The 13,874-nt window shown below is 58.8% G+C and carries 14 protein-coding genes and 3 pseudogenes; 10 read left to right on the plus strand and 7 right to left on the minus strand.

Translation table 11 applies throughout. From position 1 onward, the window contains the following. Positions 1-76: 76 nt before the first annotated feature. The 3 genes and pseudogenes from ACGYLA_RS16110 to ACGYLA_RS16120 all read right to left on the minus strand — a co-directional run. Positions 77-939 (minus strand): annotated as a pseudogene (locus tag ACGYLA_RS16110) (transposase); the annotation flags it as partial. A 71-nt stretch (positions 940-1,010) separates the two neighbouring features. After that, a pseudogene (locus ACGYLA_RS16115) lies at positions 1,011-1,178 on the minus strand (hypothetical protein); the annotation flags it as partial. After that, on the minus strand, positions 1,127-1,525 hold the full coding sequence (locus ACGYLA_RS16120; RefSeq protein ID WP_394433842.1) for a LysR family transcriptional regulator: 399 nt from the start codon (positions 1,523-1,525) through the stop codon (positions 1,127-1,129). The pseudogene ACGYLA_RS16115 and the gene ACGYLA_RS16120, both read right to left, overlap by 52 nt. A gap of 73 nt (positions 1,526-1,598) precedes the next feature. On the opposite strand from ACGYLA_RS16120, the gene ACGYLA_RS16125 reads away from it, so the two are divergent. Both ACGYLA_RS16125 and ACGYLA_RS16130 read left to right on the plus strand, forming a co-directional pair. After that, entirely contained in the window at positions 1,599-1,769 is a 171-nt protein-coding gene (locus tag ACGYLA_RS16125; RefSeq protein WP_394433844.1) for a hypothetical protein, read from the plus strand. Continuing rightward, on the plus strand, positions 1,741-2,268 hold the full coding sequence (locus ACGYLA_RS16130; RefSeq protein WP_394433846.1) for a transposase: 528 nt from the start codon (positions 1,741-1,743) through the stop codon (positions 2,266-2,268). The genes ACGYLA_RS16125 and ACGYLA_RS16130 overlap by 29 nt, the downstream gene beginning before the upstream one ends. A 25-nt stretch (positions 2,269-2,293) precedes the next feature. On the opposite strand, the pseudogene ACGYLA_RS16135 reads toward ACGYLA_RS16130, so the two are convergent. Then, a pseudogene (locus tag ACGYLA_RS16135) lies at positions 2,294-2,388 on the minus strand (recombinase family protein); the annotation flags it as partial. A gap of 230 nt (positions 2,389-2,618) precedes the next feature. Here ACGYLA_RS16135 and ACGYLA_RS16140 point away from each other — a divergent pair. The 5 genes from ACGYLA_RS16140 to ACGYLA_RS16160 all read left to right on the plus strand — a co-directional run bounded on the left by ACGYLA_RS16140 (position 2,619) and on the right by ACGYLA_RS16160 (position 6,853). After that, positions 2,619-3,686, plus strand: a complete 1,068-nt coding sequence (locus tag ACGYLA_RS16140; RefSeq protein WP_088635931.1) for a hypothetical protein — start codon at positions 2,619-2,621, stop codon at positions 3,684-3,686. Positions 3,687-3,901: 215 nt separating this feature from the next. Then, positions 3,902-4,492 carry a L,D-transpeptidase gene (locus tag ACGYLA_RS16145; RefSeq protein WP_088635923.1) on the plus strand — a complete coding sequence of 197 codons (591 nt, stop codon included), beginning with the start codon at positions 3,902-3,904 and terminating at the stop codon, positions 4,490-4,492. Positions 4,493-4,575: 83 nt separating this feature from the next. After that, the gene (locus tag ACGYLA_RS16150; protein ID WP_009815505.1) at positions 4,576-5,154 is read left to right on the plus strand and encodes a L,D-transpeptidase; all 579 of its coding nucleotides are present in this window, start codon (positions 4,576-4,578) and stop codon (positions 5,152-5,154) included. Positions 5,155-5,217: 63 nt separating this feature from the next. Further along, positions 5,218-5,975 (plus strand): IS5 family transposase gene (locus tag ACGYLA_RS16155; RefSeq protein WP_088635922.1). Its coding sequence is split into 2 segments (ribosomal slippage): positions 5,218-5,542 and positions 5,542-5,975, totalling 759 coding nucleotides; the frame shifts between segments, so codons are not numbered across the junction. A gap of 212 nt (positions 5,976-6,187) precedes the next feature. Next, positions 6,188-6,853 (plus strand): L,D-transpeptidase, encoded by a 666-nt coding sequence (locus tag ACGYLA_RS16160; protein WP_088635921.1) that lies wholly within the window; start codon positions 6,188-6,190, stop codon positions 6,851-6,853. 25 nt (positions 6,854-6,878) lie between these two features. Here ACGYLA_RS16160 and ACGYLA_RS16165 read toward each other — a convergent pair whose 3' ends face one another. Beyond that, positions 6,879-7,163: a hypothetical protein gene (locus ACGYLA_RS16165; protein ID WP_088635920.1), complete on the minus strand. Its 285-nt coding sequence runs from the start codon at positions 7,161-7,163 to the stop codon at positions 6,879-6,881. 182 nt (positions 7,164-7,345) lie between these two features. Here ACGYLA_RS16165 and ACGYLA_RS16170 point away from each other — a divergent pair, with 182 nt between their 5' ends. The 3 genes from ACGYLA_RS16170 to ACGYLA_RS16180 all read left to right on the plus strand — a co-directional run bounded on the left by ACGYLA_RS16170 (position 7,346) and on the right by ACGYLA_RS16180 (position 10,717). After that, positions 7,346-9,700: a cation-translocating P-type ATPase gene (locus ACGYLA_RS16170; RefSeq protein ID WP_271690351.1), complete on the plus strand. Its 2,355-nt coding sequence runs from the start codon at positions 7,346-7,348 to the stop codon at positions 9,698-9,700. 34 nt (positions 9,701-9,734) lie between these two features. After that, positions 9,735-10,022 carry a zf-TFIIB domain-containing protein gene (locus ACGYLA_RS16175; RefSeq protein ID WP_071974146.1) on the plus strand — a complete coding sequence of 96 codons (288 nt, stop codon included), beginning with the start codon at positions 9,735-9,737 and terminating at the stop codon, positions 10,020-10,022. Positions 10,023-10,204: 182 nt separating this feature from the next. Next, positions 10,205-10,717, plus strand: coding sequence for a murein L,D-transpeptidase family protein (locus tag ACGYLA_RS16180; RefSeq protein ID WP_035367119.1), 513 nt, complete (start codon positions 10,205-10,207; stop codon positions 10,715-10,717). Between the two features lie 219 nt (positions 10,718-10,936). Here the strand turns inward: ACGYLA_RS16180 and ACGYLA_RS16185 are convergent, their stop codons facing one another. Next, on the minus strand, positions 10,937-11,938 hold the full coding sequence (locus tag ACGYLA_RS16185) for a cytochrome c oxidase assembly protein (RefSeq protein ID WP_088635918.1): 1,002 nt from the start codon (positions 11,936-11,938) through the stop codon (positions 10,937-10,939). Then, on the minus strand, positions 11,935-13,872 hold the full coding sequence (locus ACGYLA_RS16190; protein ID WP_088635917.1) for a penicillin acylase family protein: 1,938 nt from the start codon (positions 13,870-13,872) through the stop codon (positions 11,935-11,937). Before ACGYLA_RS16190 ends, ACGYLA_RS16185 begins: the two co-directional genes overlap by 4 nt. Positions 13,873-13,874: the final 2 nt, after the last annotated feature.

Below are 13,874 nucleotides of genomic sequence, written 5' to 3' on the forward strand. Positions count from 1 at the left end.
ACTCAGACGGACTGATCAGCTCGGCCGTCGAAAGCGCCCGGCCAGCCGCGAGTTACACCACGCTATGGGGCATGATCTCCAAGAGCATGTCATGGGAGTTCGAGCCGCTAATCCCGGCATTGGCGACGGCCCGCCAGGCAATGATCTCACGATCATGAGCATCGAGCAGGAACGCCGCGCGGATAATGTCGCCATTCCAACAGGTGAACTCCAGCCCGTCAGAGTACCAGCGCAAGTTCGACCGCAACATGATGACATTGCCGTCATGGACGCGTTCTGGCCCGTTGAAGCTGGATCGCTCCAGCAGCAGGTGATTGGCTTTCATAATGCGATAGACGCGTTTATGATTTGCCGGGGCAAGGCATTCTGCTTGGAGTTCCAGGTTCAGCACTGCAGTGATCCTGCGGTAGCCGTAGGTTGGGCGCTCCGCCACCAAACGTTCGATACGTGGCAAGAGAGCCGCGTTTTGAGCTTTATAATAGCTCCGACGCGGCTCCGTGGTTCCTTTCTGTCGTTCATGTAGGTTCGAACGGAATACGCCTAACGTCTGTGCCACCGCCTTCATCGGGAACCGCCCGGTTTGAGTGACTGCGCAAGCAAGGTCGGTTTTTTTGAGCGGGACTTGTCCAGCGCTTCCTTCAAGATCTCCACTTCCAACGTTTTGCGTCCCAGCTGGCGCTCAAGCTCCCGGACGCGGGCTTCCATCTCTCGGACAGCCTTATTACTGGTTACGCTGTCATCCCCTGTCACGGCGATACTCCCTCCCTCGAGCATCAATCTCCGCCAACGATACAACAGATTTGAGGCCACGCCATTACGGCGAGCAACAGCGGAAACGCTTTCCTCGTCATAGAGGGTCTCTTCAACGATCCGCAGCTTTTCAGCCGCGGACCAGCGCCGACGGCGACCACCATCGGTGATGATTTCTATCTCAGACATAAGCACGTGCTTAAGGCTATCCTTAAGCCTCCTTGGTCAGTCCAAGGTGTCCGGTCGAAATAGGGGCCAGTTCACTCATGGACAGCGCAGACATGAGAGGCGGTGACCAGTGGCTGCTGGAGGATACCCAGCGTTTCGGGGAAGGCCAGTGTCACCGCGAGATGGGTGATATGGCTGCGCAAGCGGTTTACGATCTCGGAAGAGGAGAAGCTGTCGATAACCAGTTCGATTGACGGGTAGGGCGTTTCGAACTGGCGGACGGCGGGGGGAAAGAAATGGGTGGAGAGGGCTGGGGTAGCTCAGACCTTGAGGTCGGCGGGTTTTTCAGTCCTGATCTGTTCGGCGATGCGGTCAAGCTGATCGAGGCCGACATGAAATTTTCGACCCCCTGAAAGAAGCGGCCAGCCGCTTCAGTCGGGAGCAGGCGGCCCCGTACACGATCAAACAGGATGAACCCCAAGGACGCGTCCAAATCGCCGATCAAGCGGCTGGCAGCGGGCTGAGAGACAGCCATTATCTCGGCCGCGCCGGTGATCGTGCCGGTGATCATGACAAAGCGGAACGCCTCTATCTGACGAAACTGCATGCTGCGGGCCGGTGTTGTCACGTTAACGGGCGTGAGGTTGCTGGTTCATTGATCTGGGTGTAGGCGGCATTCGATGCAGACATTGAAAATCAACTACAAGCGCCACCGGTTTTCGCCCCAGATCATTGCTCATGTTGTCTGGCTCAACGTCCGGTTCAACTTGAGCCTGGGCGAGGTCAAGGAGCTGATGCTGGAACGTGGCGTGGACGTTTCGTATGAAACGATCCGACGCTGGACCGTCTAGTTCGGCCACCCTGATCGCCCACGTTCTACGGCGACGGCAGCCGCGCCCTGGCGATGTCTGGCATCTGGACGAAGTCGTTGTGAAGATCGCGGGCCGGTCATACTGGCTGTGGCGCGCGGTTGATCAACATGGCGTCGTTCTTGAGGAAACCCTTCATTCGAGACGAGGCAAGCGCGCCGCAAAGCGGCTTTTGCTCAAGCTGATAAAACGTTGGGGTTTCGTGCTCAAAAGGATCATTACGGACAAACTGGGCTCCTATGGTGCTGCCAAACGTGAGGTGACTCCCGGCCTTGATCATTGGTCACATAAGGGGCTCAATAACCGTGCCAAGAACAGCCATTCGTCTCTATGCAGTCTGCAACCCGCAATCATTTCTCTGTCCCAGCCCGCCGTCGGTCCGCTCACGCCATCCGGTACCATCGGCTCGAAGCTTTCGAGGCGTGGAAATCCGCGGCAATTGCCCCTTAATCAACGATCGGCATGCCAACTTGAAAAGTAGGCGAGTTAACGTGACAACACCTTGCAAAGACCTCGGCACAGCCCCCAGATTGCAGCGTCTCGGACTGGGGCAGGGGGGTCTGATCCTCTGTGAAACGCGGGCATAGCCTATCAGGGGCATGAAGGCGGGGCCGATTGCAATGTCATATACCGTTACCAAACGACCGTTTGTAGCCAAATGCAAGTAGGTGCTCTCTCGTCGTGCTCGTCCAAAAACCTTTGGTTTCCTTGCGCTGAAAGCGATCTGACAGGTTTCACCTGCAGTCGCGCGCGCGTACTATATAAGTGGCGCAGGCAGCGGCCACGAAAACGCCTGGGCAATGTGCAAAAAATCAGTATTTTGCACACAAGATGACGCAAGCCTCTTCTTTGACTGATGATTACGGCGACCTCCTTATCACCATCGAGGAGGATGAAGAGGCTCACGAAGACGATCTCTGGTTTCTACCTAGGTCACTTGAAGAAGAACCGGATGATTTGCCTCCAGGGCCACGGGCGGAACCGCCCGACACTGCTGTCGTCGAAGACTGGGCAAAAGCAGAAGGCGTTCACGCTGCGCGACTGGCAAGAGTGGCTGGACGCCTGGGAGCTCTGGATGACCGGCTGCTGCGTGGCCCGGAAGGCTGGCGGCATCGCCTCGCTCTTATCGAGGCAGCGGATCTCAGCTGGTTCGCAGGGGATCGGGTGAGTTCTGATCGTCTGGCGCTCTGGATATCGATGCGGCTGTCAGGTGCACAGGATGACCCAAATGCACTGGCAAGAGTTGGATGGGCTGTTCGGCGCCTAACAGGCGGTCCTGGACCGAAAGCTGACTTGGCCGCCTTCCTGGATCGCCGCGATCCCGAGAACATTGAAGACAGCGCTGAGCGTTTCGAGGATCGCGCGGGTGGGTGGCTGGACGTCATGGCAGCCGCAAAGGGTCTCCACCCGATCACGCGGGCGTGCATGGGGTATCACCTGTGGAGCTTGGCGGGCCTCGGACGCCACGGCGACCAGATCGAAGCTGCCGTCACCGCGTCCAGGATCGCGACCAGCGATGGAAGCGGTGCCATCTTCGCGCCGCTCGCTATGGCCGGGGCCGGGGGGCTGCGCGTTTCGGGCTTGCCACCCGAGCGTTTGGCCCGCTGGTTGGATGGGATGAACAGCGCAATTCTAACGGCGATGCGAACACTTGATGATATTGAAGTGTGGATCGGGCGGGCAGAAAACGTCATGGCGCAATTATCTGGCCGCACGCCGGTTGCCTTGCGAAAGGTTTTCACGGAATGGCCCTTGGTCTCCGCCCCGATGGCTGAGGCCATGACCGGAGCCAGCCGCGCCGCCGTTCAGCGCAATCTCGCATGGATGGAGGCAAGCGGTTTGATCCGCGAGGTGACGGGGCACGGGAGGTATCGCATGTGGAAAGCTGACCTAATATAGGTCATTTGTCGAGGCTGACACCGGCTTGACCTGGCACGCTTTAGTGCCGCCCCAGATGATCGTTTAAGCCACTTTCCGTTCGAATGCGACAAGGCTTTTCCAGCCCAAAGCGTTCGTTAGCCATTCGTCTCACGTTTTTGTGACAATTGATCGCTTGAAGCTCCAGTGGGTGAAGGTTGTAACCAGGCGAAAGAGGCACGACCGAAGGATTGATCATGAAGCTAATTAAAGACTCATTTATCTCACGTCGCGGAGCGCTGCTCGGTGCGGCCGCAAGTGGCGTGTTCCTAGGAGCAGGCGTTGCAACAGCGCAAACCACAGCACCACTTGCTACGCCACCAGTGCGCCGCAATATTTCATCCTTCAGCACCTCAAACTGGCGGGATCACTTCGATAATCTAAACCACGGTGCAATCCTGTGCGACATTGATTCCCGAGCGGTGCAATATTGGTCAGAGGATGAAAGTGTTTATAAGCTGTATCCGTCGAGCGTTCCGGAATCCGAAGAACTGACAAAACGCGGATACACTAGCGTTATCAAGAAAGTGGAAGGACCAAGCTGGCGCCCCACGCCTTCGATGAAGATCCGCAATCCGGATTGGCCAGACTATTTTCCACCCGGTCCAGACAACCCCTTGGGTACACACGCCCTCTACCTTTCATGGCAATATTACCGCGTCCACGGAACGGGCGACACGCGGAAAATTGGCCGCCAATCGTCGAACGGATGCATCGGCCTTTACAACGAACATATCAAAGAACTGTTCGCTTTGGCTGAGGTAGGAACACAAGTGAAATTGTTCTGATCGCGCACCTAGCATGACTTGTTAAAGTCTTTTTTCGTGTACCGGCGTTCATTCAACGTTCACCGTTCGAAAGCCACAGCTTCATGAATCGAAGAAAATTCCTCCTTGCCGCCGGGGCTGTTGGCACTTTGGCCAGTCAGCCAGTTTCAGCCCATGTAGTGCTGCCAAAGTATGATTTACCGCCGGAGTATTTACCTCAAGTAGTGAGCATTCCAGAGGGCTCCGCTCCATACGAAATCCATGTTGTTCCAAGCCAGTTTGCCCTGTTCTGGACCCAACCCGATAACACTGCAATTCGCTACGCTGTCGGGATCGGTCGCCCGGGCCTTTACGAGGCAGGCGAATTCTATGTGGGGGCAAAGAAGGAGTGGCCCAGCTGGACACCGACCCCGGGCATGTTGCGTCGTGAACCGAAAAAGTATGGACCGTTTCGGAATGGAATGCCTGGCGGTCTGAGCAACCCTCTAGGTGCGCGGGCCCTCTACCTTTTTCAACCGGGACGCGGGGATACCTTTTTACGTGTGCATGGCACAAATGACCCAAGCACTATTGGCAGTGCCGTTTCAAACGGATGCGCCAGATTGGTTAACGATCAGATTGTCCAGTTGTATGATATGGTTCCGCTGGACACGCGTGTGATCCTGTACCCCGCAACTTTCTAGGGTCAGGATGCATTGATTTTCAAAGCGCTGCGTGATTCACGGCCCGGAAAACGGAGCGGTGACATGAGCGACCTTTTCTGGCTGACCGACGAGCAGATGGCCAAGCTTTCCCCTTTCTTTCCCAAGTCCCACGGCAAGCCTCGGGTCGACGACAAACGCGTCTTGAGCGGGATAATCTTCATCAATCGCAATGGCTTGCGCTGGCGCGACGCGCCTGAAGCCTATGGACCGCATAAGACGCTGTACAGCCGGTGGAAGCGCTGGAGCGAGAAAGGCATCTTCGCCAGGATGATGGTCGGCCTGGCTACCGGACACCGCGAAGAAAAAACCGTGATGATCGACGCGACCTATCTGAAAGCACACCGTACCGCGACCAGCATGGCCGCCAAAAAGGGGGGCGCGGTCGCCTGATCGGTCGAACCAAGGGCGGCATGAACACAAAACTGCATGCCATCTGCGACAGCCAAGGACGACCGCTCAACCTGTTCGTCACCGCCGGACAGGTCAGCGACTACATCGGCGCACGGGCGCTGCTCAGCAGCCTTCCAAATGTCGAATGGCTGCTCGGGGATCGGGGCTACGACGCTGATTGGTTCCGAGAAGCATTGCAAGACAAGGGGATACGCGCCTGCATTCCCGGCCGAAAGCAACGCAAGACCCAGGTCAAATACGACAAGCGCCGCTACAAGCGGCGAAACCGCATCGAGATCATGTTCGGGCGCCTCAAGGACTGGAGGCGCGTGGCAACCCGCTATGACCGCTGTCCAAAGGTCTTTCTCTCAGCCATCGCGCTCGCAGCAACCGTCATCTACTGGTTATGAATCCTGACCCTAACGAATTGTCGCTGCGCAACTTCGGACCAGGTATCGTGCGAGCAGTTTTCTCCTCCCAAGCAAACTGGAAACTGCAAGGATCGCATGTTTACTCACGAAAATTTGCCCTTGAACCTCTAGCCACTAGAAGTCCTATCTGTTCAAGGAGAACACATACCGTTCTTGCCATCAATCGCCGGTGGGAACCGAAAGGGTACGACATGCTGACAAGACGACACTTCATTCAAACAACAACGGCGCTATTTTCTGCGACCGTTCCCGGCGTGACGTTTGCCGATAGCTGGCCCACCGAGGCGCAGAAGGCTGAATGGGACGCACAGGTGACGCCTCCAAATTATGTCCCCGAAACCTCCAATCCCTGGGATTTGCACCCGCGGTTCCTGCCGCAACGAGTCCTTGCGAAGGCCGGTCTCGTGCCGGGAGATATCCATGTCGACGCGGTCGCACGATATCTTTACCACATTGAAGAGGGTGGAACCGCGATGCGCTACGGCGTGGCCATCGCGCGGGGGAACCTCTACGAGCCGGGTGTCTATACCATCAAGCGCAAGGTCAGGTGGCCGCACTGGCAACCGACACAGAGCATGATCAATCGCGACCCCGAACTTTATGCTGACATTGCCGATGGCATGGAACCGGGACCGGAAAACGCGCTTGGATCGAGGGCGCTGTATCTCTACGTCGGGGATCGCGATACCCTTTTGCGCATCCATGGCACTCCGAGCCCACGGAGTATCGGTGGCCGCGCAAGTTCGGGCTGCGTACGGATGGTCATGGCTCATATCAATGATCTTTACCCGAACGTCGAGACCGGCTCTACGGCCTATCTTTACTCGGCGGAGGACAGCGTGACTGCCCGCAGCTAAGCCAAGCAGCGGACGGCAAACGCAATTAAGTTTCGCGAGGGGTGCAGATACGATTGCCGTTCGCCGTGCGCAGCGGCAGCAAGGTTGTTTCTACGGGGCCGCTGTGTTTGTACCAGTAGCACCCGTCTTCCGGTACCAAGCGCGCAGTTGCAACATCCTGATCCGGGGCAGCCATTGCAATCACGGCTTCGGGAACGTTGCCCCCCTGTTTTGCCACGTCGCCCGGTCCAGTCGGCTGGACTGCGCACCCGGCCGTGAGCGACAGCGCCACTGCAACCATCATTTTTTGCTTCAGAATCAAAACCCGCATTAAGTTTCCTTTCGTGACTGTTTTTCTTTGCAGCGGCTGTTCATGCCTCAAGGCGTGATAGAGCCAGTCACCGCATCCTCTAGCAATAAAACAATCTGAAATACCACCGTATTTTGCTCTTGAAGCTCTAGCCACTGTAGGGGCTATGTCATGGTAAAGCACCCGAATCCAGAGGTCCATTCATGCCGTCCGACACCCATCGTCACGACCACGATCACGCCGAAGATGCCCAGACAAGCGGCGGCAGCTGCTGCGGGAGCGCCGGAACGTGCGGCGACATCGTTCCGGCGACCCCCGCGCCAGCGGGCGGGCGCAGTTTTCAGGTGTCCGGCCTCGATTGCGCCGAGGAGGTAGCAATCCTGAACAAGGTGGTCGGCCCGAAGATCGGCGGGGCCGAACATCTTGCGTTCGACGTGATCAATGGACGGATGACTATCCTCGACAGCGCCAAGAGTGTATCGGACGGCGAAATTGCAGAACTGGTCGCAAGCACCGGCATGACCGCCAAGCCCTGGGATGCCGAAAACGCGTCGGTCGACCAGGCGGCCCATCTTGCACGCCAGCGGCTGTTTACGGCGCTCAGTGGTGGCTTCTGGGCCGCGGGATTTCTGTGGCACATCATCGAGACCGGCATGGGGGGGGCACTTGGCCTCTTCGCAGGGCACGGCGAAGCGCCGATGCCACTGGTCGAGGCAGGGCTATTCGCGGTCGCGATCCTGTTCGGTGTTTGGCTCGTGGCGCCCAAGGCATGGTCGTCCGCACGGCGGCTGTCGCCCGACATGAACCTGCTCATGGTCGTCGCAGTCGCGGGTGCAATTGGCCTCGGCGAATTTTTCGAGGCGGCGACGGTTGCGTTCTTCTTCTCGCTCTCGCTTTTCCTCGAAAGCTGGAGCGTCGGGCGTGCGAGGAATGCGGTTTCAGCTCTGCTGGACCTGGCGCCGCCGACGGCAAGAATTCTTTATGATGACGGTTCGGAAGCGGACGTACCGGCTTCCGCGGTTGCTATCAACGCACGTTTCGTCGTGCGCGGCGGAGATCGCATCCCATTGGATGGTGAGGTTGTCGATGGGGCAGGGGCCGTCGATCAGGCGCCAATCACCGGAGAGAGTGCGCTGGTCCCAAAGGAACGGGGCGACGAAGTCTATGCCGGTACGATCAACGGCGAAGGCACACTGACGGTGCGCGCCACGAAGGCCGCCTCGGACACCGTGTTGGCCAAGATTATCCGCATGGTCGGCGACGCCCATGCCCGCCGTGCGCCGGTGGAGCAGTGGGTGGCGAAGTTCGCCCGCATCTACACGCCTATCGTCATGGCTCTCGCCATTGCAATTGCCCTGCTGCCGCCGCTCATTTTCGGTGGGGCCTGGGATTATTGGTTCTACAATGCACTCGTGCTGCTGGTGATCGCCTGCCCGTGTGCTCTGGTCATCTCGACACCGGTCTCCATCGTCGCCGCACTCACCGCCTCAGCGCGGGCTGGGGTGCTGATCAAGGGCGGTGCATATGTTGAGGCACCGGGCAAGACCACTGCACTGGCCATGGACAAGACCGGCACGATCACCATGGGCGAGCCGGAGGTGGCGGCGGTGCATCCGCTGGGCAAAGCATCGGCGCAAGATCTGATGACCCTCGCCGCTGGGCTGGAGGCACGTTCCTCGCATCCCTTGGCGCGCGCCATTCTCGCGCGGGCAGAAGCCGAAGGCATCAATGTGTCCGCCGCGCAAGATACCCGAACCGTTCCAGGTAGGGGACTTGAAGGACGCACAGACGGCCGGTCGATCTGGCTAGGGTCCGACCGGTTTGCCGAGGAGAAGGGTTTCGGCGACGCCATTCCGAAGGATCTGCGCGACCGCATCGAAGGGGCCGGCAGCACCCTTGTTGCCGTGGGCGACGACACCGGCGTCACCGGCATCCTGGAATTGCGCGACCGTATCCGCCCCGATGCCAAGGGCATCGTGGCACAGCTCCACGCGCAGGGCGTGAAGACCATCGTCATGCTGACGGGCGACAACGAGCGGACAGCGCGCGCTGTTGCAGCCGAGGTCGGCATCGACGAGGTCCGTGCCGAGCTTCTGCCCGAAGACAAGGTGACAGCTATCGAAGAACTGGTCGAAACGCATGACATGGTGGCCATGATCGGCGACGGGGTCAACGACGCCCCGGCCATGGCGCGCGCGCATTACGCCATCGCAATGGGTGCCGTTGGTTCGGACGCGGCAATCGAGACGGCGGATATTGCCCTGATGACAGACGACCTCGGGAAGGTGCCTTGGCTGATCGGTCATTCGCGCCGGACAATGTCGATTATCCATCAGAACATCGGTATTTCCTTGGCGACCAAGGGCGTTTTCGTTGTCGCTACCGCTTTCGGAGTGGCATCGATGTGGGGCGCTATTGCAGCCGATGTAGGAGTGTCATTGCTGGTGGTGGCCAACGCCCTGCGCCTGCTGAACAGCCAAGAGGCCAAGGCGCCGCCGTCTGGCGGTGAACAGGTTGGCGAAGGCTTGGCCAAAGGAGCGCTGGCACATGGTCATTGAACTGGGAGAACCCGGAAAGGAGCCGAGACGAGACATGAGCGTGAAGGGCAGGATGATGTGTCCGGTTTGCGAGGTGCCCTTGAGCATGACCGACCGCCAGGGGATCGAGATCGACTTCTGTCCCGATTGCCGGGGTGTCTGGCTCGACCGGGGTGAACTGGACAAGATCATCGAGCGTTCGGCACCCGATGTGGCGCCTCAGCGGGTGCCTGAGCCGCGCGGCTACGACGATGATCGCGGCTACCGGCGCGGAAAGCACGGCGGCGGCGACCGCAAGCACGGCTATCGACGCAAATCCTGGCTTCACGAGTTGTTCGATTAAGGCTTGCCGTGGTCTCCCTGCCGGTCGCCCTCAAGGCGCTGCGGTAGGCCCGCAAGGCATTCAGCGGTGAGCAGGTTGGTCCAGAGATGGCAAAGGCCGCGCTTGCCCACGGACATTGATCACGCAGCATTTGCAAGGTAACGTAATGTCCATATCAGACCTCACGAAAGAGGCATCGAGCAGTGAAAACCATCCGATTTCCCCGCCGCGCCGTCCTGTTGGGCGGATTGGCAGCGTTTTTGTCTGGCTGTGCCAGCAAGTTCCGCAGCTATGGCGGACCCGAAGTGACCCGTGTTCGGCTTTACAAGGGGCAGCGTTTGCTTGTTCTGGACGGAGCCGATCGCGTATTGCAAACCTATCCGGTCGGGCTGGGTTTCGCTCCTGAGGGTCACAAGCAATTCGAGGGAGACGGCCGGACCCCTGAGGGCGCTTACGTAGTCGATAAGCGCAACCCCGACAGTACGTATCATCTTTCGGTTGGCATCTCCTATCCGAATGAGGCCGACATCGCCTTTGCTGAAGCGCAGGGCCTTTCCCCCGGCGGCGACATCTTCATCCATGGTGGTCCACGCCCAGGCATCGACCCAACGGACGTCCGCGACTGGACAGCTGGCTGCATCGCGGTCACAGATCGGCAGATCGAGGACATCTATGCAATGGTGAAAGACGGAACACCGATCGACATCTACGCCTGATGGGAGGAGATGATCTTCCGTCAGATCAGGCAAATCGTCGGCACAGGGCCACGTTGATCGCTTCGATGGCGATCACGGCCAAAGTGACACTTGCCGCCGTGGGCCAGCGCAAGCACCCGGTACGCGTAAGGACACTACAATATGTGTCCAGCCGTGGCAGTGGCGAGACAGGCGGGCCCTAGCGGAGAAGAATACGTCTGGTCTCATGTCGAATTCAATCTATCCGAGGGCATAGACGATGGTCACGACGGTAACCATGACAACCATGAACATGGAGAATGCGCCAAGGGCGAGCGTACGGCCCATGTCTCGGTTCGGCTTCCCTACTTTCAGACGCAGTTCCTCCGCGGTTTCCGGAAACTCGAGCGCCGCCGCATTCGATTGGCGCATCAGGTCGTAGCGGGACGTCCAGCGCCGTTCCTCCGCCGCGTTCCAGCCGTTCAGCACCAGAATGATTGCCGCGATGAGAACCATCGACGACGGGACCCAGATTACGTAGCCACCGATTGTCTCGTCAGCCAGGGCGCGAAGTCGGCCACCGCTCGCTGCGATGATTTCTGATCCATAGAGAGGCACCTCTTTGAGCGTTGTCAGGGAGCCCAGAAAGATGTTGGAAACGATCACCACGAACCCTGACATCAGCCGAGCACCGCGCCGCGCTCCTTCAGGCGGATCACGCAGATCGAACAGCATAGCAAAGTACCAAAGCCCAGCCAGCACCATAGACAGATGTGCTAGCGCTTCCATCGCCGCAATACGTTGTGTAAGGGCGTAGATCATCGGGATCTGCCAGACGAAAAGCGCACCAATCAACAAGGAGGTGGCAGATGCAGGAAGCGCCAAGAATCGCGGGATGCGCGCACGCCCAATCGCGGCAAGGCGTCGGCGCCATTCCCTTTTCAATCCGGCTTGAAGGACAAGCCAGGGTTGAGAAACCGCAATGAGAATGGGTCCTGCCAGTCGCAGAAGAAGATGCTCGGCCTGGTGTACCGAAAACAGACTGTGCCCCAATGGCGGGAGCGGCCCATTCGTCGCGACGAGGACGGCCGCGAGGCCGACAAAGAAGACGGCTCGACGCCAGCCAGAAACCCTTCCGAGACAGCGAGCGTGTATTTTGAGCCCACGCAAAAACAGCCATGCTGTAAGACCGACAACAATGAGCGACACCGGTGACAGCACATAGCCGAAAGGGTCGTAAAGGAAGAAGAAGTTCGTGATCATTCGCTCTGGCCCTCGCTCATCCGAGGGTTGTCGGAGGTAGCCGGTGTGAGCCGCGATATCCCGGAAGCGCCGCCACGGGCTAGTGACAGATCGGTCGACATGGCGAGGTATTCGCCTTGTATCCACGAGGGAAAAAGATTGTCGTAGAATCGAGATAGCGGATGTCCCGACTGTCCGGCGGGCGAGATGTAGTATGATCCCGCTGCTCCCGATATCGACATGACCGCCTGAAAATTGCTTCCGGCACTTACAAGGAATGGACGGTCTTCTTCAACACCAAATGACGTCAAGAATTGCGTAAAGGGATCGCCTGAGATCGGCGCTTGAAGGGACAGCAGGTCGGTCAGCAACCCACGTGAACTGATCGGCGACCACTGCATGTCCAATGTATGCTCCTCCCCCCAGGTCCAGGTCGAAAGATCGCGCCCATATCGATCGACCAGCCAGCCAAGGGCATCATCCAAGGCCACGCGAACCTGCTCCTCACATGTCTCTCGAGGTGACGATGGACGGATGTCGCACCAGATCGCGCTGCCGCGACGATCGCTGAGTACCGCATAAAGAAAGTCCGGGTTCGGACGGGTCCAGAGTTGCTTCGCTGTCGGAAACTCGTCTTTCAAAATGCGCTGCTGCAAAGCCCAGACCCAGGTCCAAAACAGCAGAGGTTCCGGCGCATATCGATCCATTTCGCCATTCCACGACGCAAGCCTGTCCAGTAGCTCACGACGAAGGTCGTCCGTATCGGTGCCTTCGATGCTGTCTCTGGACTGCACGAACCAAAGCTCTTTCGCCATTAGGGGCAGGAGGGTTCGCGCCACGGAACTTACGGTGTCCCTTTGAACACCCATGACGCCTTCTGTCGAGAAGATCGATTGCCGCGTTTCAAGCTCCGCCAGTCGAATGTCGCGAAATGACGACGCCCGTACGGCTTCCTCTTTTGGCCAACGGTCAACGGTCTCTCGATCAATTACCAATGCCTCCATGCCCTTCGGCAACATGTCTGCGGCAACTCTAGTGGCATCGTTCGCGTCGGCTGAACGCGCAAACAGCTCCAGCATCGTCAGGAAACCTGCCGTCTGCATGGGTGATGGCCCCCCTGGCGCCTCCTCGTCTGGCACGGGAAGTGACCGGAAGGCCCAGGCGACGCGCGCGTTGCGACCAACAATAACGAAAGGTACGCCCGGCATTGTGGCCCCTATGGCCGGCCCCGTCGAAAATTGAAGATCAGCGAGATACCATTCCGAGGGAAGCGACAGGGAACCGCTGATTTCGGCGGCGAGAATTGGCGTCCCGGTAGCGGTTCGGTCACCGTCCATCGCCCACGCATTGAGGCGCTGCTGCGGATCAGTCGCCAGTAGTTCGGGCGCTCTCGGGCGATCCGTCGGTATAATGGCACCTGATATACTCGGCATTCCTTCCCGTGCGCTTCCCGGTCGCAGGCCATTCAGGAAAGACCGGGCAATCCTCAGGCTATCGCCGGGTGTCCAGGCCGCGATCGACCGTTCGTCTGCGATCAGCAGCTCCGGAGAGCCTCTGCCACGCCCGCCTTCCGACACAAGCTCGAGCCACGCATTGACGCCCGCGGCATAGGACGCGAGCGCGTCTGAGACCGCTGGCGCAACGGACAATGTCCCATCGGCTGGCCACGAAGCTTCCGCTTTTCGCCTTGCCCTTAACAGTTGACCGAGCCTGTCTTGGGCGTGAACGAAGCCGATCGCGAAGTAGACATCTGCAGCGGAAGTCGCGGAGATGTGCGGGACTGCCGAAGAATCTCGCAGAATGTCGACCGGTCCGCCTAAGCCTGCGACCGTGAAGTCCTCGTCGTAGTCGGGAACGGATGCGCTCAGCAGAAAATAGACCAACCCGGAACCAACCGATACCGTGATGCAGATTGCCAGAAACCCGTACAGCAATATGTTGAAAAGCCGTCTCATGT

It is taken from the genome of Sulfitobacter sp. 1A13679, assembly GCF_043557115.1.
Lineage (GTDB): Bacteria > Pseudomonadota > Alphaproteobacteria > Rhodobacterales > Rhodobacteraceae > Sulfitobacter > Sulfitobacter faviae.

Excerpts from the sequence above, each read along its gene's own strand:
- ACGYLA_RS16120 (WP_394433842.1), bottom strand. The coding sequence starts at position 1,525 with ATGCAGTTTCGTCAGATAGAGGCGTTCCGCTTTGTCATGATCACCGGC.
- ACGYLA_RS16125 (WP_394433844.1), top strand. The coding sequence starts at position 1,599 with ATGCAGACATTGAAAATCAACTACAAGCGCCACCGGTTTTCGCCCCAG.
- ACGYLA_RS16130 (WP_394433846.1), top strand. The coding sequence starts at position 1,741 with ATGAAACGATCCGACGCTGGACCGTCTAGTTCGGCCACCCTGATCGCC.
- ACGYLA_RS16140 (WP_088635931.1), top strand. The coding sequence starts at position 2,619 with ATGACGCAAGCCTCTTCTTTGACTGATGATTACGGCGACCTCCTTATC.
- ACGYLA_RS16145 (WP_088635923.1), top strand. The coding sequence starts at position 3,902 with ATGAAGCTAATTAAAGACTCATTTATCTCACGTCGCGGAGCGCTGCTC.
- ACGYLA_RS16150 (WP_009815505.1), top strand. The coding sequence starts at position 4,576 with ATGAATCGAAGAAAATTCCTCCTTGCCGCCGGGGCTGTTGGCACTTTG.
- ACGYLA_RS16160 (WP_088635921.1), top strand. The coding sequence starts at position 6,188 with ATGCTGACAAGACGACACTTCATTCAAACAACAACGGCGCTATTTTCT.
- ACGYLA_RS16165 (WP_088635920.1), bottom strand. The coding sequence starts at position 7,163 with ATGCGGGTTTTGATTCTGAAGCAAAAAATGATGGTTGCAGTGGCGCTG.
- ACGYLA_RS16170 (WP_271690351.1), top strand. The coding sequence starts at position 7,346 with ATGCCGTCCGACACCCATCGTCACGACCACGATCACGCCGAAGATGCC.
- ACGYLA_RS16175 (WP_071974146.1), top strand. The coding sequence starts at position 9,735 with ATGAGCGTGAAGGGCAGGATGATGTGTCCGGTTTGCGAGGTGCCCTTG.
- ACGYLA_RS16185 (WP_088635918.1), bottom strand. The coding sequence starts at position 11,938 with ATGATCACGAACTTCTTCTTCCTTTACGACCCTTTCGGCTATGTGCTG.
- ACGYLA_RS16190 (WP_088635917.1), bottom strand. The coding sequence starts at position 13,872 with ATGAGACGGCTTTTCAACATATTGCTGTACGGGTTTCTGGCAATCTGC.